This is a genomic window from Rhodococcus sp. 05-2255-1e, from assembly GCF_002259025.1.
Classification (GTDB): domain Bacteria; phylum Actinomycetota; class Actinomycetes; order Mycobacteriales; family Mycobacteriaceae; genus Rhodococcoides; species Rhodococcoides fascians.
This window is the reverse complement of sequence record NZ_NOZE01000009.1, coordinates 146,043-171,618: the sequence shown is the minus strand read 5'-3', so window position 1 is coordinate 171,618 and position 25,576 is coordinate 146,043. Positions and strand designations below refer to the sequence as shown.

The 25,576-nt window shown below is 64.5% G+C and carries 21 protein-coding genes and 1 pseudogene; 10 read left to right on the top strand and 12 right to left on the bottom strand.

Going from position 1 to position 25,576, the window contains the following annotated elements; all coding sequences use genetic code 11:
* Positions 1 to 51: 51 nt before the first annotated feature.
* Entirely contained in the window at positions 52 to 2,094 is a 2,043-nt protein-coding gene (gene glgX / locus CH262_RS04070; RefSeq protein ID WP_032373525.1) for a glycogen debranching protein GlgX, read from the top strand.
* On the opposite strand, the gene CH262_RS04065 is transcribed toward glgX, so the two are convergent.
* Positions 2,025 to 3,491 (bottom strand): FAD-dependent monooxygenase, encoded by a 1,467-nt coding sequence (locus tag CH262_RS04065; protein ID WP_094716970.1) that lies wholly within the window; start codon positions 3,489 to 3,491, stop codon positions 2,025 to 2,027. The two genes, glgX and CH262_RS04065, sit on opposite strands and share 70 nt — an antisense overlap.
* 103 nt (positions 3,492 to 3,594) lie before the next feature.
* Between CH262_RS04065 and CH262_RS04060 the strand changes: the two genes are divergently transcribed.
* Entirely contained in the window at positions 3,595 to 4,152 is a 558-nt protein-coding gene (locus tag CH262_RS04060; RefSeq protein WP_032367856.1) for a TetR/AcrR family transcriptional regulator, read from the top strand.
* Between the two features lie 17 nt (positions 4,153 to 4,169).
* Here the strand turns inward: CH262_RS04060 and CH262_RS04055 are convergent, their stop codons facing one another.
* The 4 genes from CH262_RS04055 to CH262_RS04040 all read right to left on the bottom strand — a co-directional run bounded on the left by CH262_RS04055 (position 4,170) and on the right by CH262_RS04040 (position 9,923).
* Complete coding sequence (locus CH262_RS04055; protein WP_094716968.1) at positions 4,170 to 5,684, bottom strand: alkaline phosphatase D family protein; 1,515 nt, start codon at positions 5,682 to 5,684, stop codon at positions 4,170 to 4,172.
* 167 nt (positions 5,685 to 5,851) lie between these two features.
* The gene (locus tag CH262_RS04050) at positions 5,852 to 7,558 is read right to left on the bottom strand and encodes a glycerol-3-phosphate dehydrogenase/oxidase (protein WP_094716966.1); all 1,707 of its coding nucleotides are present in this window, start codon (positions 7,556 to 7,558) and stop codon (positions 5,852 to 5,854) included.
* Positions 7,555 to 9,072, bottom strand: coding sequence for a glycerol kinase GlpK (gene glpK, locus CH262_RS04045; RefSeq protein ID WP_032392883.1), 1,518 nt, complete (start codon positions 9,070 to 9,072; stop codon positions 7,555 to 7,557). The genes CH262_RS04050 and glpK overlap by 4 nt, the downstream gene beginning before the upstream one ends.
* Positions 9,069 to 9,923: an MIP/aquaporin family protein gene (locus CH262_RS04040; RefSeq protein ID WP_027494674.1), complete on the bottom strand. Its 855-nt coding sequence runs from the start codon at positions 9,921 to 9,923 to the stop codon at positions 9,069 to 9,071. Before CH262_RS04040 ends, glpK begins: the two co-directional genes overlap by 4 nt.
* A gap of 121 nt (positions 9,924 to 10,044) precedes the next feature.
* Here CH262_RS04040 and CH262_RS04035 point away from each other — a divergent pair, with 121 nt between their 5' ends.
* From CH262_RS04035 to CH262_RS04015, 5 genes and pseudogenes are all read left to right on the top strand, one after another.
* Complete coding sequence (locus CH262_RS04035; RefSeq protein ID WP_027494675.1) at positions 10,045 to 11,025, top strand: sugar-binding transcriptional regulator; 981 nt, start codon at positions 10,045 to 10,047, stop codon at positions 11,023 to 11,025.
* 141 nt (positions 11,026 to 11,166) lie between these two features.
* A complete protein-coding gene (locus tag CH262_RS04030; protein ID WP_094716962.1) occupies positions 11,167 to 12,414 on the top strand; it encodes a DUF6745 domain-containing protein in 1,248 nt (415 codons plus the stop codon).
* 51 nt (positions 12,415 to 12,465) lie between these two features.
* Positions 12,466 to 12,926, top strand: a pseudogene (locus CH262_RS04025) (hypothetical protein).
* Positions 12,927 to 13,065: 139 nt separating this feature from the next.
* On the top strand, positions 13,066 to 14,397 hold the full coding sequence (locus tag CH262_RS04020; protein WP_032373529.1) for an MCE family protein: 1,332 nt from the start codon (positions 13,066 to 13,068) through the stop codon (positions 14,395 to 14,397).
* A 67-nt stretch (positions 14,398 to 14,464) separates the two neighbouring features.
* Positions 14,465 to 14,824, top strand: a complete 360-nt coding sequence (locus CH262_RS04015; protein WP_032368699.1) for an STAS domain-containing protein — start codon at positions 14,465 to 14,467, stop codon at positions 14,822 to 14,824.
* Here the strand turns inward: CH262_RS04015 and CH262_RS04010 are convergent.
* Together CH262_RS04010 and CH262_RS04005 are read right to left on the bottom strand one after the other, a co-directional pair.
* Positions 14,801 to 15,958 carry a PP2C family protein-serine/threonine phosphatase gene (locus tag CH262_RS04010; RefSeq protein WP_373453767.1) on the bottom strand — a complete coding sequence of 386 codons (1,158 nt, stop codon included), beginning with the start codon at positions 15,956 to 15,958 and terminating at the stop codon, positions 14,801 to 14,803. The genes CH262_RS04015 and CH262_RS04010 overlap by 24 nt on opposite strands.
* Positions 15,958 to 16,758, bottom strand: coding sequence for an alpha/beta fold hydrolase (locus CH262_RS04005; protein WP_032368041.1), 801 nt, complete (start codon positions 16,756 to 16,758; stop codon positions 15,958 to 15,960). Before CH262_RS04005 ends, CH262_RS04010 begins: the two co-directional genes overlap by 1 nt.
* 56 nt (positions 16,759 to 16,814) lie before the next feature.
* On the opposite strand from CH262_RS04005, the gene CH262_RS04000 reads away from it, so the two are divergent.
* Complete coding sequence (locus CH262_RS04000) at positions 16,815 to 17,897, top strand: NAD(P)H-binding protein (RefSeq protein ID WP_051364916.1); 1,083 nt, start codon at positions 16,815 to 16,817, stop codon at positions 17,895 to 17,897.
* Between the two features lie 32 nt (positions 17,898 to 17,929).
* On the opposite strand, the gene CH262_RS03995 is transcribed toward CH262_RS04000, so the two are convergent.
* Positions 17,930 to 19,414, bottom strand: coding sequence for an amidase (locus CH262_RS03995; RefSeq protein WP_094651593.1), 1,485 nt, complete (start codon positions 19,412 to 19,414; stop codon positions 17,930 to 17,932).
* Between the two features lie 141 nt (positions 19,415 to 19,555).
* On the opposite strand from CH262_RS03995, the gene CH262_RS03990 reads away from it, so the two are divergent.
* Positions 19,556 to 20,701, top strand: a complete 1,146-nt coding sequence (locus CH262_RS03990; RefSeq protein WP_094716960.1) for an SGNH/GDSL hydrolase family protein — start codon at positions 19,556 to 19,558, stop codon at positions 20,699 to 20,701.
* A 51-nt stretch (positions 20,702 to 20,752) separates the two neighbouring features.
* On the opposite strand, the gene catC is transcribed toward CH262_RS03990, so the two are convergent.
* Genes catC through CH262_RS03970 form a run of 4 tightly spaced genes read right to left on the bottom strand, consistent with a single transcriptional unit; the run spans position 20,753 to position 23,982 of the window.
* The gene (gene catC, locus CH262_RS03985) at positions 20,753 to 21,037 is read right to left on the bottom strand and encodes a muconolactone Delta-isomerase (RefSeq protein ID WP_032368702.1); all 285 of its coding nucleotides are present in this window, start codon (positions 21,035 to 21,037) and stop codon (positions 20,753 to 20,755) included.
* Between the two features lie 5 nt (positions 21,038 to 21,042).
* The gene (gene catA, locus CH262_RS03980; RefSeq protein WP_094716959.1) at positions 21,043 to 21,909 is read right to left on the bottom strand and encodes a catechol 1,2-dioxygenase; all 867 of its coding nucleotides are present in this window, start codon (positions 21,907 to 21,909) and stop codon (positions 21,043 to 21,045) included.
* 43 nt (positions 21,910 to 21,952) lie between these two features.
* On the bottom strand, positions 21,953 to 23,056 hold the full coding sequence (locus CH262_RS03975) for a mandelate racemase/muconate lactonizing enzyme family protein (RefSeq protein WP_094716958.1): 1,104 nt from the start codon (positions 23,054 to 23,056) through the stop codon (positions 21,953 to 21,955).
* The gene (locus CH262_RS03970) at positions 23,053 to 23,982 is read right to left on the bottom strand and encodes a LysR family transcriptional regulator (protein WP_094716957.1); all 930 of its coding nucleotides are present in this window, start codon (positions 23,980 to 23,982) and stop codon (positions 23,053 to 23,055) included. Before CH262_RS03970 ends, CH262_RS03975 begins: the two co-directional genes overlap by 4 nt.
* Before the next feature lie 207 nt (positions 23,983 to 24,189).
* On the opposite strand from CH262_RS03970, the gene benA reads away from it, so the two are divergent.
* Complete coding sequence (gene benA, locus CH262_RS03965; protein ID WP_094716956.1) at positions 24,190 to 25,575, top strand: benzoate 1,2-dioxygenase large subunit; 1,386 nt, start codon at positions 24,190 to 24,192, stop codon at positions 25,573 to 25,575.
* Position 25,576 lies beyond the last annotated feature (1 nt).

The window sequence follows — 25,576 nt, the reverse complement described above, 5'->3', positions numbered from 1 at the left end:
GCCAGGTGGGCAAGCGTTTCGCTCACCTGCGCCGGGGGTAATCGGACGCTCATGCCCACCTCATCCAGTCTCCCGTATCCCCTGGGCGTCTCGCGTCTGTCCGACGACGGAGCCAACCTCGCCGTCTACTCCGAAACAGCCGACTCGGTGTCCGTCGTCGTGATGAACGAAGACGGAACAGAGCGCAGTACAACGCCGTTGACGCTTCGCACCGGTCACGTCTTCCACGATCTGGTGCCCGACGTCACCCCGGGAACGCGATACGGTCTCCGCGTCGACGGCCCGTGGGATCCCGCCTCGGGACTGCGCCACAACCCGGCGAAGCTACTGCTCGACCCATACGCCACGGCCATCACCGGCCAGGTCGACTGGAACGAGTCGGTGTTCTCGCATCTGCATGCGGAGCCGGAGACCCGCAACGACGAGGACTCCGCGCCGCACATGCCGTATTCCGTTGCAGTGCAATCGAACTTCGATTGGACCGGCGACGAGGCACCGCGCACTCCGCTGGACCGAACTGTCGTCTACGAGGTCCACGTGAAGGGCTTCACCGCCACCAATCCCGATGTCCCCGAGGACATTCGAGGAACATACGCCGGACTGGCCCACCCCGCCGCGATCGCGCACCTGAAGCGTATCGGCGTCACCGCAGTGGAGCTGTTGCCCATTCATCAGTTCGTCCAGGATTCGCACCTGCTCGAAGAGGGCCGCCGAAACTACTGGGGCTACAACTCCATCGGCTTCTTCGCCCCGCACAACGAGTACGCCAGCACCGGCGATACCGGCGGCCAGGTGGACGAATTCAAGGCACTGGTCAAGGCGATGCACGAGGCCGGTATCGAGGTCATCCTCGACGTCGTCTACAACCACACAGCCGAGGGCAACCACCTGGGACCGACGTTGTCGCTCAAAGGAATCGACAACGGCTCGCACTACCGACTCGTCGACGACGACCGCAGCGCCTACTACGACACCACCGGCACCGGCAACAGCCTCAACGTCGGACATCCCGCGGCGCTGGGCCTGATCATGGACTCCCTGCGGTACTGGGTCACGGAGATGCACGTCGACGGATTCCGTTTCGATCTCGCGAGCACCCTGACCCGTCAGGACTCCGGCCTCGACGTCCACAGCGCGTTCCTCGATCTCGTACATCAGGATCCGACGCTCGCACCGGTCAAACTGATCGCCGAGCCCTGGGACACCCAGGGCTACCAGGTGGGCGGGTTCCCGGCCCGGTGGTCGGAGTGGAACGGTAAGTTCCGCGACGACGTTCGTGACTTCTGGCGCGGCGAGGACGGCGCGTTGTCCGCTCTGGCGCAACGTGTCACCGGCAGCCCCGACGTGTACGAGAGCACCCGGCGCCCAACCTTGGCGAGTGTCAACTTCATCACCGCCCACGACGGCTTCACCCTGGCCGACCTCAACTCCTACGACGAGAAGCACAACGAGGAGAACGGCGAGGACAGCCAAGACGGCGAATCCGACAACCGTTCGTGGGGATGTGGTGCCGAGGGCCCGACCGACGACGAGGGCGTCAACGCACTCCGCGCCCGCCAGCAGCGTAATCACCTTGCCACACTGCTCCTTTCGGCCGGCGTCCCGATGATCCTCGGCGGCGACGAACTGGGCCGAACGCAGAACGGCAACAACAACGCGTACTGCCAGGACAACGAGGTCTCCTGGTTCGACTGGAGCACGGTCGATCAGGATCTCGTCGACTTCACCACCCATTTGATCTCGCTGCGCGACGAGCATCCGGCGTTGCGTCCCACCTGGTTCCGGCACGACAGCGATTCCGAGGAGGACGGGGCAGGACCCGATACGGTCGACTTCTACCGCGCCGACGGTCAAAAGATGGTCGACGAGGATTGGTCCGACGGCAACGCACACAGCATTCTGATCCTGATGCGTGCAGGCGAGGGAGACGCGGCGTTCGCCTGGATGGTCAACGCCTCACCTGCGACAGTCGAATTCACGCTGCCGGAGGGCAAGTGGAGTCAGTCGACGTCGAGTGATCCGGATCAGGCGTACGAGGCGGGCGGACCGTCCATTCTGATTCGCGAGCATTCGTTCACGTTGCTGCAGGGCTGATCGGTCCATTGTTCGAGAATCTGTAGCCACTCCTCCGATTCGGAGCGTCCGGCCCACGCGATGTATCCGTCGGGCCGGACGAGGACGGCGGGGCCGCTGTCGGTACGGCGGACGATGTCCGTTCGCTTGCAGTCGTTTTCGCCGATGATAAGGAACGACGCCTCGCGCAGTGCACTGGTGACCGTGCCCTCGGTCAGCGGAATCTGCACGGCTCGGGTGCCTACCAACGGGTGCTCGCCGCGCCGGTGACCGTACGAGATCCCGATGCCGGAGAACATGCCGGCAATCTTGCCGACGGCCCGTGGTCGCCGAAGCACCCGAGCCGAGATAGTGTTGCGCACCGAGCGTGCAATCGCCAAGCGCAGCAACAACATTCGCATCGTCGCGCCGCTGCTGCGCACGACCATCCGCCCCACCGGATGACGTTCGTCGTGGTAGGTGTCGAGGAGCGACTCGTCGGCACCGTTCAGAACGGCCGCCAGTTTCCAGCCGAGGTTCATCGCGTCCTGGATGCCGGTGTTCATTCCCTGCCCGCCGGCAGGTGAATGCACATGCGCCGCATCGCCGACCAGAAAGACCCGGCCCTCTCGATATCGCGATACCTGCCGTTCGTCGCAGGAGAATCGCGAGCTCCAGCGAATCTCACTCCAGCCGTAGTCGGTGCCGAATGCACGGTGCAGGACTCCGCGCAGCGTCGATTCGTCGACCGGATCGCTTTCCGCGGCGTCGTCCGTGCGATCCCAGGCTATGACGCGGAACCACCCGTCTCCGAACGGCGCCACGAATGCAAAACAATCCCTACCTGCGTCGACGTTGATCAGACCGTTGGGCGGGTCCGTCAGCCGCACGTCCGCCAGCATGATGGAGCGAAGCAATTTCCTGCCGGGAAAGTCCATACCGATTGCGGTGCGTACGGTGCTGTGCACTCCGTCGGCAGCCACCACATACCGGGCCGTCCACTGCTGTTCGCGGCCGTCGGCGTCCTGGCCGTGCACGGTCACACCGTCGCTGCCCTGCACCAGGCCGCTCACCGTCACCCCGCGCAAGATGCGGGCACCGTGATCACGTGCATGCGATTCGAGCACACCGTCGACGTTGCTCTGAGGTGTGACCAGGAGGAAGGGGAACGACGACGGGAGCACACCGAGATCGAGCTCCAGTCCATTCCACAGTTTCAGGCCCGAGGCACGAATGCCCGTCGTCAGCACCGCATCCGCCAACCCTCGGCTGTCGAGAATCTCGAGGGTGCGTGCGTGCACGCCGAAGGCTCGGGACAACGGCGAGAGCGCGGCATGCTTCTCCAGCACCGTCACCGACCGACCGGACCGGGCCAGTTCGCCGGCCAGCATGCAACCGGCAGGCCCGGCTCCGACGACAAAGACATCCGACTGATTCATGGCGCGCTCCCGAGGCTTTCGATTTGGCGGTCAACAGTTGTTGACTTCCGACGATAGACCCGTCGAGCGCAGCGGTCAACGGTCGTTGACTTAGAGTACGTACATGGCCGACAGACCTCTCCGATCCGCATCCGCCACGCGCACCCGCATTCTCGACGCGGCCCGCGCGCAGTTCGCTGCCGACGGCTACGACCGCACGACGATGCGATCGGTAGCTGCCGTCGCCGGCGTCGACGCGGCGATGGTCGTCCGATACTTCCGAACCAAGGAAGCGTTGTTCGCCGAGGCCGCGACGTTCGAGCTCGATCTTCCGGATCTCACCGCAATTGCGCTCGACGACATTGCAGAAGTGTTGATGCCCAGGTTCTTCCAGGTCTGGGAGGAGGACGGAACCTTCCTCGCCCTGATGCGCGCTGCGGCCACGAACGCGGCGGCAGCGTCGACGATGCAACAGGTGTTCGCCACACAGGTAGCGCCCGCTCTGGCCGCCATCGCGGTGGACCGGCACGACGAGCGCGCGGCGCTCGTCGGATCTCAGATACTCGGTCTGGTCTTTGCTCGCTACGTGCTGACCATTCCACCACTGGTCGACATGAGCCACGATCAGCTGGTTCGGTGGGTGGGGCCGACGCTGCGGCGCTATCTCACCGAACCTCTGTGACCGACGGACCCGAGCGATCAGGCGGCAGGCAGTACCTTCGTGAACAGCACGGCCCCGGTCGCGTCGCAGAGGTTGACGGTCAGATCGCGCGAGTCCCCGTCGATGAGAACCTCACCGAAATGCTGAAACGCGTCGAGTGGCGACGCGTTCGGCTCCGGTGGCGCGTGCACGAACACTGCTTCGGGGCCGAACGTGCCGTCCAAGTCGTTGGGGCCGAACGCGCCGGCGTTGAGCGGCCCGCTGACGAATTCCCAGAACTCGCGAAATTCCTGGTAGGCCGCGCGCTCCGGCGAATAGTGATGCGCTGCTGTGTAATGCACGTCGGCGGTGAGCCAGACGGTGCCGGTGACGTCGTTCCGGTCGATCGCGGTGAGCACCTGCGCAATGTCGGTCTCACGGCCCAACGGCGCACCGGGGTCGCCGTTGCCGACGCCTTCCTGCGCGTCCTTCCCATCAGGCACGACGAGTCCGAGGGGCAGGTCGTTCGCGATGATCTTCCACGTCGCGGTGGAGCGGGACAGCTCGTCGATCAACCACTGACGCTGCGCCGAGCCGAGGATCTCCCCTGACGCAGCGGTGTTCGCACCGTTCGCGTCCTTGTACGTGCGCATGTCGAGGACGAAGACGTCGAGCAGCGGCCCGTAGGAGATCTTGCGGTACACCCGGCCGTCGACGGCTTCTGTGGGCGCGATGGGCAACCACTCGTGAAACGCCTGCAACGCCCTCTGCGACAGCAGGTCCACATCCTTCACCGTGTATTGCTCCAGGTCGAGGATCTCACCGGGGTACCAGTTGTTGACGGTTTCGTGATCGTCCCACTGGACCATTTGAGCGACAGACGAATTGAAGCGGCGGTAGTTGTCGTCGGTGAGATTGTAGGCGTACTGGCCGCGGTACTCGTCGAGCGTCTCGGCAACCTTGGACTTGGCCTCGCTCATCGTGTTTCGCCAGATTCGGCCGTCGGGAAGTGTCACGCGCTCCTCGAGCGGGCCGTCCGCATAGATCACATCGCCGCTGTGCAGGAACAGATCCGGTTGCCTGTCGGCCATCGCCGAGAAGATGGTCATACCGCCGATGTCGGGGTTGATACCGTAACCCTGGCCTGCGGTGTCGCCACCCCACAACAGGCGGATGTCGGATGGGCCGTCAGGAGCTGTGGAGAACATTCCGGTGACGGGTTCCGACGTCGCGCCGTCCTCGCCCTCGAGCGTGACGCGATAGTGAACCTTTTGTCCCGCAGGCAATCCGGTCAGGCGCAGCACTCCCGTGCCGTCCGACTGCGGGGTCAGCAGTGGCCCGCGCATCGTCGTCACCGAGGAGAACGAGTCCGTCGCGGACGTATCGACGATCATCGTCGCCGGAGTATCGGAACGTGCCCACACCAGCGCTCCGTCGGCACGCACATCACCGCTGGCGACGCCGTGTGTCAGCATCGGCCGGGTGCGAACCAACGCCGGGCTGCACGCCAGCACGGGCGTGGCAGCGGCACCGAGAGCGGCATATCTGAGGAGGGATCGACGGGTGAGCTGCATGTCCTCCACCGTCCAGCATCGACATGAACGGCCCGTAGCGCCCAGGAAGACAGACGATTTCCGCCACAAGCGCGTCGTACCGTGCGACGAGGAACGCGGCCGCAGGATCGGAAAAACACAACCACCGATCCCGACCCTGCGGCGCTACCTCACCGAACCGCTGTGGGTCAGCTCACCCCGGCACGCACGTCCGGTGCCCCGAGCCTGGCCGCGTCGGCAGTCTCGTCGTCGGGCTGTTGCTGTGAATCCCGTTCCGCCAGAACACGAAGACGGTAGTGTTCGATCTCCTCGGCCCGGTGCTGATCGTCCCAGCCGAGAATCGGAGCCACCAGCCGAGCCACTTCCTCGGCTGCTGCTTCACCACGATCGGGAACCTCGATGGAGATACGGGTCCGCCGGGTCAGGATGTCCTCGAGATGCTGCGCGCCTTCGTGACTCGCGGCATAGACAACCTCTGCCTTGAGGTACTCCGGTGCGCTGTCGAGAGGCTTACCGAGTTCGGGATCGGCGTCGATCAGATCCAGCACCTCACCCATCAGGGTGCCGTACCGACCCAACAGATGCTCGACGCGTGAGACCCGCATGCCGGTACGTTCGGCCGTCAGATTGCGGGAGTTGTACGCCCCGAGGTAGCCGTCGGCCCCGACGAGTGGGATGTTCTCGGTGACACACTTGGGCACTGTGCGTCCGAGTCCGTGCACCGCGGCATCCACTGCGTCCTTGGCCATCACGCGGTAGGTGGTGTACTTGCCACCGGCAATGACGGTCAGTCCTCGCACCGGGCTGGACACCGCATGCTCGCGGGAGAGCGTGCTGGTGGAGTCGGATTCTCCGAACAGCAACGGCCGCAGACCTGCGTAGACCCCGACGACATCGGCGCGGTCCAGTGGATCGGCCAGCAGCTTGTTCACGTGCCCCAGGATGTAGTCGATGTCGCTCTGGCTCGCGGCCGGGTGGGCGAGATCGAGCTTCCAGTCGGTATCGGTGGTGCCGATGATCCAGTGGCTTCCCCACGGGATGACGAAGAGCAGGCTCTTCTCGGTGCGCGTGATGATGCCCGTGGCGCTGTTGATGCGGTTGCGGGGCACCACCAGGTGCACGCCCTTGGATGCGCGAACCTGGAACTGTCCACGCCCGCCGACCATCTGCTGGACCTCGTCGGTCCAGACACCCGCGGCATTGATGACCTGCTTGGCACGCACCTCGAACGAACGACCCGTTTCCAGATCGCTCGCCACGACTCCGACGACCTTGTCGTCTTCGCGAAGGAAGCCCGTGACGCGAGTGCTGTTGGCGCACAACGCACCATAGGCAGCCGCGGTCCGCGCAATCATCATCGTGTGCCGAGCGTCGTCGACCTGGCCCTCGTAGAACTTCACCGCACCGCGAATCGCCGACCGCTTACCGGAAGGGAAGGATTCGAGCGTCTTCTTCTTACCGAGGTGCTTGTGATGACTCGGTACGCCGCGTCCGGCACCCATGACGTCGTACACGCCGATGCCGAGCCCCACGTACGGACGGTCGATCACCTTTTCGAGCGGATAGATGAACGGGACCGGCCGAGCGAGGTGCGGGCACAACGTGTTCAGCACGAGCGAGCGCTCTTTGAGGGCCTCGAACACCAGCGAGAAGTTGAACTGTTCGAGGTACCGCAGACCGCCGTGGAACAGCTTGCTCGAGCGACTGGACGTGCCGGCCGCATAGTCGCGCGCTTCGAGCAGTCCGACCTTCAGACCACGCGTCACCGCGTCGAGAGCCGTTCCCGCGCCGACGACGCCGCCGCCGATCACCAGGATGTCCAGCTCTTCGGCTTCCATCCGTGCGATCGCCTCCGCGCGCGCGGTTGGACTCAAAGCCGTTGTGGTGGAACTCATTCTTCATCAACCCAATCGAGAGTACGTGTCACTGCCTTCTTCCAGCCGGCGTACAGCTTTGCCCGCTGGTCTTCGTCCATGGACGGTGTCCATGTCTTGTCCTCGGCCCAGTTCTGGCGAATGTCGTCCTCACTCGCCCAATACCCGACGGCGAGGCCTGCCGCGTATGCCGCTCCGAGAGCGGTGGTTTCGGCTACGACCGGCCGCACCACATCGACGTTCAGGATGTCGGACTGGAACTGCATCAACAGTTCGTTGACGACCATTCCGCCGTCGACCTTGAGCACCTCGAGGTCGACACCGGAGTCGGCGTTCATGGCCTCGATGACCTCACGCGTCTGGTACGCAGTGGCTTCGAGTACGGCACGGGCCAGGTGGCCCTTGTTGACGAACCGCGTCAATCCCACGATGGCACCGCGCGCATCGGCACGCCAGTGCGGAGCGAACAGACCCGAGAACGCGGGCACGAAGTACGCGCCGCCGTTGTCGTCCACCGAACGCGCGTCGGTCTCGATGTCCGCAGCCGAGGAGATCATGCCGAGGTTGTCCCGCAGCCACTGCACGAGCGAACCCGTCACCGCGATCGAGCCTTCGAGCGCGTACACCGTCGGCTGGTCGCCGATCTTGTAGCAGACGGTGGTGAGCAGGCCGTTCTTGCTCATGACCTTCTCGGTGCCGGTGTTGAGCAGCACGAAATTGCCTGTGCCGTAGGTGTTCTTGGCCTCACCGGGAGACAGGCAGGCCTGTCCGAACGTGGCCGCCTGCTGGTCACCGAGAATCCCGGAGATCGGCACACCGCGGAACGGTCCGCGTTCACGGCCGGTGCCGTACACCTCGGAACTCGACCTGATCTCGGGCAGCATCGACATCGGAATGCCCATGTCGGCGCAGATGCCGTCGTCCCACTGCAGGGTGTCGAGATCCATCAGCAGCGTGCGCGAGGCGTTGGTCGGATCGGTGTAGTGCAATCCGCCGTCGGTTCCGCCGGTCATGTTCCACAGCACCCAGGTGTCCATGTTGCCGAAACACAGCTCTCCCGCTTCGGCTTTGGCCCGTGCACCGTCGACGTTGTCGAGAATCCACTTGATCTTCGGCCCGGAGAAGTAGGTCGCCAACGGCAGACCGGTCTTGGCGGTGTACTTGTTGGCATCGCCGCCGCCGAGTGCGGTCGCGATGCGATCGGTACGGGTGTCCTGCCAGACGATGGCATTGTAGATCGGCTTGCCCGTCTCGCGATCCCACACCAGTGCCGTCTCACGCTGGTTGGTGATACCGACTGCGGCGATGTCCTCGCGCGTCAGATCCGCTGCGGCCATGGCACCGGCCGCGACGGCGCGCACGTTGTCCCAGATCTCCGACGCGTCGTGCTCGACCCAACCGGCCTGCGGGAAGATCTGCTGGTGTTCCTTCTGATCGACGGCGACGACGGTGCCCGCGTGATCGAAGATCATGCAGCGTGAGGACGTGGTTCCCTGATCGATCGCGGCGACGTACTTTCCTGCGAACTCGGTCATGGCTTCTCTCCTGTGGTCTGGGTGTCTGCTGGGAGTCGTGATGGCGGCTCGGGCGTCGAACCTTCTTGTTTGCGTAGGTTCTTACCGATCAACAGGTCGTACAGGAACACTCCTATCGGTCCACCTACGAGAGGTCCGACGATCGGCACCCAGAAGTACAGGCCACCGTATTGATCTCGCCACGCTCCACCGTAGCCCGTGATGTACGACGCCAGGCGAGGTCCGAAATCTCGAGCCGGGTTGATCGCGTAGCCGGCGTTGGTGGCCCAGGCGAATCCGATGGCGACGACGATGAGGCCCACGATCAGGGGAGCCATGTTGGCCATCGGTGCGGTGCCGAGCGAATCGGTCACGGCCACGATGAGGAACAGCAGAATGGCGGTACCGATGATCTGGTCGATCAGCGCCGAGGACACACTCACCGGCAGTGTCCCGTTACCGGGCAGTGTCGAGAAGATGGTCTGGGTGGCGGTGGTGTGCCCGGGGTCGACCGCGTTGATCATGTCGTTGTAGTTCCAGCGCACCAGCAGTGCTGCCACGAAGGCACCTGCGGTCTGCGCGAGGATGTACGGCGCAACCATCTTCCAGCTGAATCCTCGGAAGAGTGCGAACGTGATGGTCACCGCGGGATTGAGGTGCGCGCCGGTGATACGGCCCGCGACATAGATACCGAACATCACGCCCAGCCCCCACGCCCAGGCGATCGAGTCGTGACCGCCGAGGCTGCCGGACTCACCACCCGAGACCACCTGAGCGACGACGCCGACACCGAACAGAATGAGAATCATGGTTCCGGCGAACTCCGCGGCCATGTGCGCCGGTAGCCCCCATTCCGGTTCCTTACGTGCCATCTTTCAGCCTCCACACAGTCAGTGATACACGCCACATTGCGTGCCATTTGCCACGGTAGACGGCCTGCACTGCGTTTCACAGCTGATGCACATATGTGCAATTCGGTCGTACACTGGTGCCGTGACGGACACCGGCATCACTCCTGAATCCGACCTGCGGACCGGCCATGCCACCCAGGCGGCGCGGCTGTACTACTTCCAGGACATGACGATGGCGGCCATCGGCCGTGAGCTGGGCGTATCTCGTTCGACAGTCTCACGACTCATCACGTTCGCGCGGGCGTCGGGACTGGTGGAAATCAAGATCTCCACCCCACTCGGTCAGGCACCGCGGATCGAGCGTGCATTCGCCGATCTGTACGACATTCGTGCACACGTGGTGCCGGTCGCGGAGACGGTCGACGAACTGCAGCGTCTCGATCGGGTCGCGACCTTCGCCGGCCGACTACTCACGTCGTTCTTCGAGTCGGACATGGTGATGGGCGTCGCCTGGGGAACCACCGTCAGCGCCGTCAGCCGCAAGCTCGCCCCCAAACGAACCCACAACTCGAGCGTGGTGCAACTGAACGGGGCAGCCAACATGCGCACCACGGGGGTCTCGTATGCCACCGACATCATCCGGACGTTCGCCGACGCGTACGGGGCTGCGGCACAGGGATTTCCGGTCCCCGCTTTCTTCGACTATCCGGAAACGAGGCAGCACCTGTGGCGCGAGCGCAGCATCAGGCGCGTGCTCGAACTTCAGGATCGCATGAACCTCGCCGTCTTCAGCATCGGCGTCATGAGTGGAGCCGTTCCGAGTCACGTCTACAGCGCCGGCTATCTCGAACGCGAGGACAGAGCCGAGCTGCAACGTGACGGCGTCGTCGGCGACATCGCCACGGTGTTCCTCCGATCCGACGGCAGCTACAACCGAATTGCGTTGAATGACAGATCGAGTGGGCCGAGTCTCGATCGGCTCAAGGCCGTCCCGCGCAGAGTCGCCATCGTGGCGGGAGAGTCCAAACTCGACGCCCTCACCGCCGCACTGCGCGGTGGCCTGATCACCGATCTGGTGATCGACGACATCAGTGCCGCGAAATTGGTGTTGCGCTCGCGCTGACCCATGTGAGTGGAAACTCGACCCCTGCTACGAACTTCCGCGCACGTGGGCAACCCTTGCGCTCGGCCGAATCTCGTGTCACTCTTGGTTCATGACAACAGGAAAGGCGGACACCGCCTCACCGAAGTGAGCGCCGTGCCGATGCCGTCGACATTCCCCCGTCGAGGCACATTCTCCGAAGATCCCGATTCCTACGCCGAAGACATCCGCGCGGTCTGTGCGCAACGCGACCGGTGGCTCGATTACGGACTGAAAGCCGGCCCAGCCGACAGATCTGTCGCGGAACATGCTGTGGCACAACTGTATCGATCTGCCGGGTTCGACGAGCCCGAGTTCCATTGGGTGCCGTCGCCTCGGGCTGCAGCGACCTTCATCGCCGGCAGACACTTGGCGAGAACACCGTCGATATCCACCGCCGGCACCGAGGTGGACGCCGCGATCGCGACCATGTTGTCCGACTCCCGGCACCGCATGGACCGCATCATCGAGCGCCGCCACATCGAATGGCCGCGGGAACACCGGTGGGCGACGGTCAACGGCAGCAACGACTTTCGAGTCCGCGGCGTCATCGCCCGCGGTACCCCGATCGAGGCGGCCCTCGCCGGGATCAGCCCGGATCCCATCATCGACCGGACCGTCCGTACGTCGTTGCACACCAGCCTGTTCGACGGAATTGCCACTGCCATCCGCACGACCACTCCCCGCCCGTTCGGCTCCATCACCTGGTACGGCCAACAAGAAGCCCATCGCGTCGCCTACTACGACGCTTTCCGTCGCCACGGCCTCGCACGGTTCTCTTTCGAGGACGTCGAACTACTCGACGTCCAAACCGCCCTCATCGAGTCGACGGGGTGGTGGTGGGCGTTCGAGAACATCGCAGTGATGGCAGAACGGCCCACCGCCGTACACGTCGAACCGCTACCCGATTCGCCGCACGGTGAAGTGCGGCTGCACAATTCGGAGGGTCCGGCCGTGAAGTTCGCCGACGGCAGCGCAGTCCACGTACTGAGCGGCACCGTCGTTCCGAGCTGGGTGATCGACAACCCCACGGTCGACCGCATCACCGTCGAACGCAACGTCGAAGTGCGACGAAGCGCCATCGAACGAATCGGCTGGGACACCTATCTGGAGCAGGCGGGCCTACGCCTCGTCGACACCGGCCACGATCCGGGGAACCCGGGCTGCACCCTGGAGCTGTACGCAGCACCGGAGGGCTGGCAGGACGGGGGACGAATTCTGCTCGCCGTCAACGGTTCTCGTGAACGCGACGGTCGACGGCGCCGCTACGGGCTGCGGGTCCCCGCTGCCTTCACCTCCGCCATCGACGCGGCAGGCTGGACCTACGGTCTGGCCGGAGCCGACTACGCCCGGCTCCTCCGGCGTACCTGACTCACCGCACCCCCATTCGGCACCACCCCACAACTACCCACAGGTGACCCCATGAACTCGAACATCACGCTGTCCACTCTCACCAGCCGCACCGGTCTGGATGTCTTCGACTACCTCGACAAGGAGATATCGGTGCCCGTCGTCAACGGGTCGCAGGCCCAGGGAGATCTGATCGTCGTCCCGCTCGCCGTACTCGACGGCATCGTCGTCACCACCGAACGGACACGACACGACACGAGACCGTGCCGTTGTCCGGCATCGAACTCCTCCGCAGTGCGGCGGGCGGCAATCCGCACAGCCTCGTCGCCGACGGCCGCGGGTGCACGTGGTCGAGTCCGGTGCACGACGTTCGACGCCTCGCTCTGGGCATCCTGAGCAACTCGGAGACCGCTTACCTCATTCACCCCGAACACGGGGCCACCGGAATTGCACCCGGCCGATACGTCATCGGTCGTCAGCGCGAACGCGGCGGAGACGGCTGGTTCTCTTCGACGCAACTGATCGCAGACTGACACACCGACTGCGTGTGATCTGTATCGCATCACCCGGGCATTGATAGGTGCATCTCAGAAGGGGTGTCGGAGCAGTAAGTGTGACTCTATGTAGCACTAAGGTTCGCGTCATGACTGCTGTTGTCGCACAGACCGTCGCATGACCGGCGCCCCTTCGCCGGTGCAGAACCGTCTCCTCGGAATCGGACTGGTCGTGCTCATCGTGGTGTTCGTCGGGTGGAGTGTCACCTCGTACAACAAGACATTCGTCGACGTCGTGACCGTCTCCCTCGAGACCGACAGCGTCGGCAACGCGCTGCCCCGCAATGCCGACGTCAAGGTGCGCGGCATGATCGTCGGCGAGGTCCGATCGGCTACGACCACCGACGGCGTCGTCACCTCGGAACTGGCGATCGAGCCGGACAAAGCGCCGATGATCCCCTCGAACGTCACGGCTCGCCTGCTGCCCAAGACTCTCTTCGGTGAGCGGTACGTCGCGTTGATTCCGCCGGACGGCAAGCCCGGTTCGCCCATCACCGAGGGCACCGTGCTGAAGCAGGATCGCAGCGGAAATGCCATCGAGGTGGGGCAATTGCTCGACGGCCTGCTGCCGTTGCTCCAAGCCGTGCCGCCACAGGATCTCTCGAACACCCTCGGCGCACTGGCACAGGGGCTCAGCGGCCGCGGAGAACAGCTGGGCCTGACGATCGATCGGCTGGAGAACATCTTCTCCGGACTGAACACCGAACTCCCCGCCATCCAGCAGGACCTACGCGGATTGGCGGACTTCTCCCAGACCTACGCCGATGCAGCTCCCGAGTTGGTCAGCGCTCTCGACAATCTGCGGACCACCGGCAACACCGTCGTCGAGAAGCAATCCGCGCTCGCGACGCTGTACACGTCGGTGTCATCCGCCTCGAACACGACGGCCGGCTTTCTCGAGGCGAACTCGACGCAGCTGATCGGTCTCGCCGCGAATTCGCGCGAGGCACTCGAAGTGCTGGCCGAGTTCTCCCCCGCCCTGGGTTGCACGGTCGCGCAGTTCGCCGAAGGGGCCCGACGCGGCAGGATCGTCACCGGCGTCGGCGACGAGTATCCCGGCATCAACGTCTCGATGCCGTTCGTCAATCCGAAGGGTCGATACCTGCCGAACCAGGACGAGCCACGGCTGTTCGAGCAGACCCGCGGACCGAGCTGCTACACCCCGCTCGACCGCAATGCGGGCGAATACTTCCCGCAGTACCCGGGTGGGTCACCCAACGACGGCTCGTACCAGGTACCGACCAGAAACCCGGGCGAGCAGAACATCCCGGTGCTCTCGGCTCCGCAGCTCTCTCCTGTTCCCGCGTCGTACGCGGGCTCGGTCACCGAGCAGCAGACCCTGGCCGTCATCTACGGCGGTGCCACCGGAATCGCACCGGAGGCCGTCCCCTCCTGGACCACCACGGTGGGCGCGCCTGCACTTCGAGGAACTCAGGTCACGCTCCGCTGACACCGCCTGATTGAATGGTCCGCATCCCCCGTCGACGAGCGCGGCGGGTAACGATTCAGGAGTACAGATGCCAGTCGACACGAACGCCGCAGGATTCTCGATCCAGTCCTCCAACGACGGGCGCGCGGCCGTCATCTCGGTAGCGGGCGAGCTCGACGTCACCACCGCTCCGGCACTGTCCGAGGCCATCACCGCACAGACCGCGACCGGCCCGGCTGCACTGATCGTCGACCTGAGCGGAGTGTCGTTTCTGGCCTCGGCGGCCATGACCGTTCTCGCGACGGCGCAACAGGATCACGGAGACTCCCTGTCGTTCTCGGTCGTCGCCGACGGACCGACCACCAGCCGGCCGATCAAACTGATGGGCTTGGATCAGGAATTCACCCTGCACGCCGACCTGCCGTCAGCCCTCGCTGCCCTCGACTGAGTCGGGGGCCGGGGATACGCCCAGTGCCATGACGGCGGCGTCGTCGGCCAGACCGTCGCCGAAACTGCGCAGCAGCAACCGCAGATCGTCGACGATGGCTGCCGGAGTCGCCGGAGCGTGTGCCGTCGCGAATTCCAGGAGAGCACCGTCGTCGTCGTATCGGCCCCGGCCGACTCGCGCTTCGGTGAGACCGTCGCTGTAGAGCATCAGGGTGTCCCCTGCTTCGAGCGTGACGGTCGCCGGAACGAAGCGAGCGTGCCGAAGTATTCCGATCAGCTGGCCGCCCGTCATGGTCACGTAGTGGGCGGTGCCGTCGGCACGAAGGACCAGCGGTGGGGGGTGCCCGCCACTGGCCATCGATACCTCGAATCCGGTGTCCGTTCGGCTCAGAATGCCGAAGACCGCAGTGCAGAACTGCGCATTGGCATCCCGAAACTCTTGTCGCAGAACAGAATCCAAATTCTGCAGCACCGCGACGGGGTTCTCGTCGTACACCGCTGCCGCGCGCAACGTGTACCGCGTCAGCGACGTCACAGCGGCCGCCGATGCACCTTTGCCACAGACGTCGCCGAGAAAGAAGCCCCAGCAGTCGTCGGACAACGGAAACAGGTCGTAGAAGTCGCCACCCACCTCGTCGCGGGACGCTGCCCGGTAGTGCGCCGCGGCGGTCATCCCCGACGGCGGTAGCAGAGCAGGCGGCAACAGCGACCGCTGCAGCGTCTTGGCCAACAGTTCTGCACGCGTGCGTGATTGCAGCAATTCGCGCTCGTAGGTACGGCGATCGCGAGCGTCGAGCGCCGTGATGCGGATCAGTACCGGCCGGCCCTCTGCGTCGATCTTGACGTTCGCCGTGATGAACACCGGCAGCCGTCGGCGATCAGCAGTCACCAGGTCCAGTGCAATGCCGTCGAGCTTGCCGTTCATCAACAGCATCGGCCCGAAGTGGGTCTCGTAGTGGATCCGTCCACCGACGGTGAGCAGCTCCCCGAAATCGGTGCCGACCAGCGCGTCGACCTCGAAGCCCAGCCAGGTTGCCAGCGTCGAGTTCAGTCGCGCGATCCGCATGTCGGGGCGTACGGACAGGTACCCGCATGGCGCATTCTCGTACAGGTCCTCGACATCGAGGTCATCGATCACGACGGTCTCACGAAGTCCGCGATGGTCTCGGCCGTCAGTTCGGGTGCGGTGATCTGCGGGCAATGGCCACTGACGTCGAGCGTGATGCGGACGCTCCCCGGTATCTGTTCGTGCACGAACCGGCCGACCTGAGGCGGTGCGAGCGAGTCGCGCGCACTGTCGATGATCAACGTCGGCACCGGTACTGCAGGCAGATCCGCCCGATTGTCGGACAGAAAGGTGGTGCGGGCGAACACCCGCGCGCACGCCGGATCGGTTCGGCACACGCTCGCGGTCCACATGTTCTCGAGTTCCGGTCGATCGGGTGCGTTCACGACCACCGATGCCATCGATGCAGACCAACCGAGGTAGTTGCTGTCCAGCGATTCGAGCAGTTCGTCGATGTCCTCTGCACTGAAGCCGCCGCGGTAGTCGCCGTCGTCGATGTACCGGGGGGACGGAGTCAGCAGAATCAGCTTGGTGAATCGATCGGGCGCAGCGGTGGCGGCCAGCACGCCCATCATCGACGCCACCGAGTGACCGACCAACGTGACGTCGGTCAGGTCGAGTTCCTGCGCTATCTCGACGATGTCGGCGGCGTACGTGCTCATGTGGGCGTATCTCTCGGCGTCCCAGGCCGCGGGGTCGGCTGCCCCAGCCCCCACGTGGTCGAACAGGACGATCCGGAATCGCGAAGCCAGGATTTCGGTGACGCCTCGCCACAACGTCTGGTCGCAGCCGAAGCCGTGCGCCAGCATCACGACCGGGCCGTCGGCAGCTCCGACGACTTTCACGTTGTTCCTGATGCGCGCACTCACCTGCACAGTGTGTCATCCGGCACCGGAAGCGGGGAGTGAGACTGCCCGGACAGGGTATGACCCCTGTCTACAGAAACGAGAATCTCATGCGAGTGCTGGTCACCGGCGCAACCGGATACATCGGATCTCGGCTGATCCCCGTGCTTCTCGAACAGGGCCACGAGGTACACGCCGCGATGCGTGACCCCAAGAAGAAGTCGCGTTTCGCCTGGGGTGCGCACGTGACGGCAGTGCACTTCGACCTCGACGATCATGACAGCTTCGACTCCGCTACCGAGAACGTCGACGCGGTGGTCTACCTGGTCCACTCGATGGACGAGGGCGATTTCGTCGAGAAGGATCGCCACGCCGCGCAGTCGATGGCCGCTGCTGCGGAACGCAACGGTCTCCAGCGAATCGTCTATCTGTCCGGACTGATTCCCGACGACGGCACTCCTCTGTCGGATCACCTGCGCTCACGGCTGCAGGTCGAGGAGGCGTTCCTCGACAGTTCCGTCGATGCCACCGTCCTTCGGGCCGCCATTATCCTCGGTTCCGGATCCACGTCGTTCGAGTTGGTGCGGCGCATGACCGAGCGACTGCCGGTGACGCCGATTCCGACGTGGATGCGGAGGCAGGTGCAGCCGATCGCCGTCGTGGACGTCGTCGCCATCATCGCCCGCGCCCTCGGCGATACAGCCCGTCCCGGATCGTTCGACATTGGCGGCACCGAGACGATGAGCTACCCGGAACTCCTGCAGGCGTACGGCAGCGTCGCCGGTCTGCGCCGAGCACAGATTCCGGTGCCACTGCTGCCGACGGGGCTGGTCGGCCGCGCGGTCGCAGTCATCACCGCGATGCCGCCCGGCACCGTGATCTCGTTGGTGGAGAGCCTGACCCACGACATGGTCGTGCGACGCGGTAATGCCGCGACGGAGGTGTTCGCAGAACCGGATACGACGTTGCTCAGTGTGCGGGAGGCCTTGGAACGCTCCATCACGGTGGCAGCCGAGGAAGGTACGGACGCACACGCCGATCCTCAGGCCGCAGCCGACACCGATCCGGACTGGGCAGGCGGAGTCGTCGACATCGTCGACGGCACCGTGCGACAGCGTCCGTCCGGCATCGCAGGCAAGGTCCAGCTCGGAGCGACCCGCTAGCCGGTGTCGATGTCTGTCAGCTGATGTCGCTGTCAGCCGATGTCGCTGTATCGATGAGCCCAGGGCACTGCTCGTTCCAACTGCGCTGCGAGTTGGACGAGCAGCCCCTCCCCGCCCAGCGGGGCGAGAAAGTGTGCGCCCATGGGCAGACCTGCGCTCGTCCAGTGCAGCGGAACGGACAGGGCGGGACGCCCGGTGACGTTGGCGGTCTGGGTGTACGGGATCCACGAGATGTTCTCGTCGATCATCTGATCCACGATGCCGGTGTACTTGAGCATTCCCGCAGTTCGGCTGCGCAACAGCAAGTCCGATGCCAACTGCAGCGGCTTCGCGAGCTCGAACGCCCCGATTTTCGGGGGCAGCTCGGCCAGAGTCGGGGTCAGCAGCAGGTCGTACGTCTCGAAGTAGGTGGCCAGGGCCCGCACGTGCACGTGTCGGCCCTCCACCGCATCGAGGTAGTCGACTCCGCTCGCGGATCGGCCGAGCGCGGCCATGATTCGGGTGTCCCGCTCGAATGCGTCGTCACCGCACCCGGTTCTGCGCTTGACCTCTTCCATTTCCCACGCCAGGTACGTGAACCAGGCGAGCAGGAATTCGCGGTTGAGCGCTGCGTCGTCGAACGGCGGGGCCTCGAGTAGTTCGACGGTATGGCCCAGTTCGCCGAGCGTGGTCGCCGCCGATTCCATCGCAGCGATCGCCTCCGGGGCCGGAGACGGATTCACCGAGGTCGCGGCGTACATGCCGATCCGTAACGGCCGCGGGTCGGTGTCCATCCGAGACAGGAACCCGTCGGGCGGCGGCGTGGACGAGTATCCCGACGTCGGCTCACCACCGGCGAGTACATCGAGCATCGCGGCGGTGTCGCGGACCGATCTCGACACCACGCCCTGCACTGCGGCCCCGTGCATCGGCTCGCCGAACGTCGGTCCCGACGGCACCAGCCCGCGGCCGGGCTTGAGCCCGACCAGTCCACAGCACGCCGCCGGAATGCGGATGGAGCCGCCTCCGTCGTTCGCTCCCGCCACCGGCGCGATTCCGGCCGCGACCGCCGCGGCGGAACCACCCGACGAACCACCGGGAGTTCTGCTGCGGTCCCACGGGTTTCGAGCCGGGCCGAACACTGCCGGCTCGGTGATTCCCTTGGCACCGAACTCCGGGGTGTTCGTCTTACCGAAGATGACCAGGCCTGCGTCGAGCCAGCGCTGCACCACCGTCGCGTGTTCGGGCATCGGCAGCTCGGTGAGTGCGCGCGAACCACTGGACGTGGGCAGCCCCGCGTAATCCTGCGACAGGTCCTTGATCAGAAACGGCACCCCGGCGAACGGACCTTCCAGCGTTCCGGCCAGCCGCTGCTCGGCCTCCTCGCGCATCGGGCGCACGATCGCGTTGAGACCCGGGTTCACCGACTTCGCCTGCTCCAGTGCGCAATCGAGAAGTTCACGCGGGGTGACATCGCCTGTGGAGACCAACTCGGCCAGCCCGAGGCCGTCGTACGTCCGATACTCGTCGATGCGCATGTGGCCACCTTAATTACGTGCGGCCCATCCGTGTGCGAAACGGTTTGCCTAAATGCATTAGGCAAATATACGGTTCATATAGGAAGGCAAGTGCGCCAGCTGCCCTTACCTCAGCCCGACACTCCAGAGATCGAGACCACCATGATCACTACCGACATCTCCGACACACTTCTGCACGGCGCGGCCGAGCTGGAACGAACCGACAACGGCGTGCTTCCCCATCGCCTGCCGCGCGCAGCTCGTCAGCGCTTCACCGACCCCCAGCTCACGATGGCGGAATCTCAGCCGTCCGGAGTTCGGTTGGTCTTCACCACGACCGCCACCATTGTCGAGATCGAGGCAGTGGCGACCCGTCGCGCATTCCTGGGCCTGCCGCCGCGGCCGGCCGGACTGTTCGACCTGCGAATCGACGGCGTCCTCATCGAGCGCGTTCCGACGACGGGTGGCATCACCACGACCATCGACATGGCGACGGGGTCGGTCACCGATCAGGTCGAGCCGACCGGTGTCGCGCGGTTCTCCGGGCTGTCCGCAACCGACAAACACGTCGAAATCTGGTTGCCGCACAACGAAATCATCGAACTGGTCGCGCTGCGTACCGACGCCGCTGTCTCACCCGTTATCGACACCCGACCGATCTGGATCGACTACGGCAGCTCCATCAGCCAAGGGTCCAACGCCACAGGGCCCAGCACCACCTGGACGGCCCTCGCCGCCGCGACAGCCGGTGTGCAACTGCGCAATCTGGGTTTCGGCGGAAGCGCACTGCTCGATCACTTCGTAGCGACGGCCATTCGGGACGCGCCCGCCGACCTCATCAGCCTCGAGATCGGAATCAACCTCGTCAACTCCGACGTGATGCGGCTACGCGCATTCACCTCCGCGGTGCACGGATTTCTCGACACCATCCGCGACGGTCACCCCCGCACCCCACTGTTCGTGATCTCCGCGCTGCTGTGCCCCATCCACGAGAACACCCCCGGCCCAGGTGCATTCGATCCGGCGGCATTGGCGTCGGGCACGGTGAAATTCGCGGCGACGGGTGATCCCGCCGAGGTGCGTGCCGGAAAGCTGACTCTGACCGTGATCCGCGAGGAACTCGCCCGCATCGTGTCCGAGCGCGCCACCGCGGACCCTCACCTTCATTACCTGGACGGCCGAGAACTGTACGGAGACAACGATGTCGAGGACCACCCGTTGCCGGATAGGCTGCACCCCGACCAGTCGACGCATGAGCTGATCGCCGACCGCGTCGTCGACCGGATCTTCCCGCGAACTCGAAGTTAGGGACGGATTCCGCGGATATTCCGTCCACAACTTCGAGTTCGGCGGGGTCGATCACCCCGCGGAAATGTCCGACGGGTGTTGCGCGAGCGGGGACACCTCGATCGTCATGTACGGGAACAGCGGGAGATTCCACAGGATGTCGTGAAGCCGCTCATTGTCCCGGACGTCGAAGATGCTGAGGTTGGAGTACTGGCCGACGATGCGCCAGATGCTCACCCACTCCCCGTCCCGCTGCAGTTGCTGCGAGTACGCCTTCTCCCTGGAGAGGGTGTCTGCTCGTACGTCCGCATCGAGGTCCTGCGGCAATGCGACGTGCATCTTCACGGCAAAAAGCATGTGACTCAGTCCTTGTCGAGTACGAAGTCGTACGTCACTTCTTGGCCGCCGTCGACTTCCCGAGGATCGAGGATCAGTTCGGGCTTGACGGCGTTGGCGACGTCGTCGTCGTTGTGTGCGTCGCCCGGGAAATAGAGCTGGGTGGTGATCTGCTGATGCCCGGCAGCCGCAACTTTGAGGTGCAGGTGTGCAGGACGCCACGGGTGCCAGCCGGCCGCGGAGATCAGCTTGCCGCAGGCCCCGTCGGTCGGGATCTGGTACGGGGCGGGCTTCATCGTGTGGATCCAGAAGTTGCCCTGATCGTCTGCCGTGACCGTGCCGCGCAGATTCCACTCCGGGATTCCGGGCGCGAACTGCGAGTAGAAGCCGTCGGAATCGGCGTGCCAGATCTCGATGACCGCATGCGGCAGCGGGCTACCGTCGACGCTCGTGACCTGACCTTGGAACAGCAGCGGAGTGCCCTGTTCGCCGTCGCGAGTGGGCAGGATCGCGGCCGACCCGAGTTCCGGGGCATTCGGAACGTAGTACGGGCCTTCGATGGTGCCCTTGCTGCCCTCGCGGGATTCGCCGGCAACTTCTTCGACGACGTGCTCTACCCAGACGTCGAGAAACAGCGGCCACTCACCGGTCTGACCGACGTCGATCAGCCAGGCCTTGAGTGCGTTGTACTCGTCGTAAGTGACCTTGTGTTCGCGAATCGTGTCATGGATTGCCGAAATGACCTGTCGAGCAAGCAGACTGACTCGCTCCGGCGGGGTGTCGGCGGCTGCCTGCTTGTCGGAGGTGAAACGCTCGGTGGCGTTCGCCCCCGACGCGGCTGCGGTGGCCACCTCGGTAGCGGATTCCGTCGAGGGTGCGTGGTCGATGCTCATGGAGAACTCCTTGGCTCACAGTTGCGTTCTTCGGGGCTGAAGATCAGTGGTCGGTGCGGTATTTCGCGAGTTTGTCGGGGTCGATACGCACGCCGAGGCCCGAGCCCGGCAGTACGTGCAGTTCGCCGTCGCGGATGACGAGGCTTTCGGTCAGCAGGTCGTCGCTCATGTCGAGGAAGTTCGACAGCTCGCCTGCTCGGCGTGAGGTGAGCTCGAAGGCCGCGCCGAAGGCGACGGTGCAGGCTGTGCCGAGCTGGCCGTCGATCTGGTTTCCCATCACCACGTCGACACCGAGCCCTTCGCACAGGTGATGAGTGCGGAGCGAGCGGGTGAATCCGGTGCGAGCAGTCTTGATACTGACGGCCGTTGCGGACCCACCGAGGATCTCGCGAGTGACCTCCGCCGGGGTCGTCGCCGATTCGTCGGCAACGAACGGAACATCGAGTTGCTGTACCAGCCAACGACGCCCGAGGACGTCGTCGGCCGGGCACAGTTCCTCGGCAAGAGTGAGCCCCAGATCCGACATCTCTTTCATGGCACGCGCAGATTCGGCAGCGGTCAATCCGCGATTGCCGTCGACGTACAGTTCGACCGTCTCACCGAGCCCCTCTCGCAGTGCGCGGACCACGGCGGTGTCGAGCTCTACGGGCCTTCGCCCGACTTTGACCTTGAAGACTCCGATGCCGTATGTCTCTCGCATCCGACTCGCCTCGTCGACCATCGCTGCAGGCGTGTCGAATCCGAGCATGTGGCTCACCCGCATACGGTCGGTGTAGCCGCCGAGAAGTTCGGTGACGGGTAGGTCGAGTGTCTGCCCGAGCGCATCCCAGATGGCCATGTCCACGGCAGATTTGGCAACCGGGTTACCCACTGTACGAGCAAGTTTGGCATTGACCACCTCCCTCGAGGTGAGCGGCAGTCCCACGACGGCCGGCGCGAACAGGGTCTCGATTACCGCCACCACCCCGCGCTGGGTCTCGCCGTACGTGAACGGCCGAGGCGGAGCGTCGGCGACACCGACGATGCCGTCGTCGGTATGTACCCGAACGAGTACGTGCTCGGCCGCGCTGACCTCGCCGCTGGCGAACTTCAGCGGCTTTCGGTACGGAATCGAGTAGGGGATCGCATCGACTGCGACGATCTTCATGACATGTCCTTCAGCTGAGCAGACGGAACGGATGGTTCGAGCCGAGGGAGCACTCCCGCGTCCTCCAACGCTGCGACCAGCGCATCGACGAGCGCCGACGGCCGATCTCGGCACCAGGCCAACGCCAGATCGATAGTGCTCGCGCCGGCGATATCGCGGAACACGACGCCGGTCAACTGCAGGGCGCGGACAGATTCGGGAACCAGCGCAACGCCCAACCCGGCCGCGACGAGCGCGAGCAGCACAGAGGTGTCCGGGGCCTCGTGTTCGCGCCTCGGGCTGAAGCCCGCGGCGCGACAGCTCGTCACCACAGCTTCGTTGACCACCGAATGCGTGTCGGCGTACATGACGAAGTCCTCGTACGCGAGGTCGGCGACGTCGAGCGCCGGTTCGGTGGAGAATCGGTGATCGACGGGCAGTGCGAGCACCAACGATTCGGTGGTGATCTTCCGCAGCACGAGATCGTCGCCCGCGACAGGTGGCCGCAGAACCGCAACGTCCAGATGTTCCGAGCGAAGACCGTCCACCTGCGCGGGGGTGAGCAGGTCACCGTGAATTTCCAGGGCGATACCGGGCAGTCTCTGCTTGATCGCACGCGCTATTGGAGGCAGTTGATCGAAGGCCGCAGTACCGGTGAAGCCGATGCGTACCAACCCGTATCGGCCGTCGGCGATCCTGCGCACTCCTCGCGCGCTTTGCTCCAGATTGTCCAGGTTGCGAAGTGTCTCTCGATAGAAGAACTCGCCTGCCGGAGTCAGGCTCACTTGACGGGTCGTTCTGGCCAGCAGTGTCACACCCAGCTCGGCCTCCAACTGGCGAACCGATTGCGACAACGCCGGCTGAGCCAGATGCAGCCGCGCAGCGGCTTGGCCGAAGTGCCGAGTCTCGGCCACGGCCACGAAGTGGTGAAGGTGCCGAAGTTCCATGACCGAGCCTTTCTGTGGGTGATGGGGTGACCCTGACCACAGTAGGGCTGGAATCCATCGTTGACAAAGACCTATTTTGCGCTGATTGATAAGTGACAGCGATCAATGGTCACCCAGGTTGGGCCTAGGTAAAGCCCTGGTGTGACGACAGCCACTCCCTGACACAGTCGCTTGTAATCGAACTCGAAGCGCCTGGAGGAACCCGATATGACCGACATGCTGGATCACGTACAGAACACGATCGACGGAGCGGTGATCGACGACGTCGCTGCCGGCATCTACCGCGCCAATCGGAGCATCTTCACCGACGAGGAGGTCTTCGAGCTCGAGATGAAGCACATCTTCGAGGGCAACTGGATATACCTCGCCCACGAGAGTCAGCTCCCGAACAACGGCGATTACTTCACGGTTCACATGGGGCGACAGCCCGTTGTCATCACCCGTGACAAGGACGGCGAGCTGCACTGCCTCATCAACGCCTGCGCGCACCGCGGTGCGATGCTGTGCCGACGCAAAACCGACAACCGCACCACTCTGACCTGCCCCTTCCACGGTTGGACGTTCCGCAACGACGGCACACTGCTCAAGGTCAAGGACCCCGACGGTGCCGGCTACCCCGACACATTCGACGTGGACGGATCGCACAACCTCACCAAGGTCCCCCGTTTCGAGAGCTACCGCGGCTTCCTCTTCGCGAGCCTGAACGACGACGTCTCGACCCTCGCCGAGCATCTCGGTGACACGACGAAGGTCATCGATATGCTCGTCGACCAGTCTCCCGACGGACTCGAAGTTCTGCGCGGATCCTCGTCGTACACCTTCGACGGAAACTGGAAAGTGCAGGCGGAGAACGGGGCCGACGGCTATCACGTCAGTGCCGTGCACTGGAACTACGCCGCGACCACCTCGCGCCGAAACAACGGCGGATCCAAGAACACCACCAAGGCACTCGACGCCGGCGGCTGGGGCAAGTCGGGCGGCGGCTACTGGTCGTACCCCAACGGCCATCTCTGCCTGTGGACCTGGGCGGCAAACCCCCAGGACCGCCCGCTCTGGGACCAGATGGACGCACTGAAGGAGAAGTTCGGCGACGCCAAGGGCGAATTCATGGTGAAGGGTTCACGCAACCTGTGCCTGTACCCGAACGTCTACCTGATGGATCAGTTCAGCACGCAGATCCGGCACTTCCGGCCGATCGCGCCGAACAAGACCGAGGTCACCATCTACTGCATCGCACCCAAGGGTGAGAGCAAAGAGGCTCGGGCACATCGGATCCGGCAGTACGAGGACTTCTTCAACGCTTCCGGCATGGCGACACCCGATGACCTGGAAGAGTTCCGCTCGTGCCAGCTGACGTTCCAGGCAACCAATGCGCCGTGGAACGACATGAGCCGCGGCGCGGAGCACTGGCTCACCGGCCCCGACCCGGTCGCCGAGGCACTCGATATGCCCGGTGTCATATCTGCAGGCGTCAAGAACGAAGACGAGGGCCTGTTCCCCGTCCAACACGGCTACTGGCGCAAGACCCTGCTCGCTGCCCTCGACAAGCAGCGCGCAGCCGACTCCGCACCCGTTGCAGCACAGGGGGTCTGAC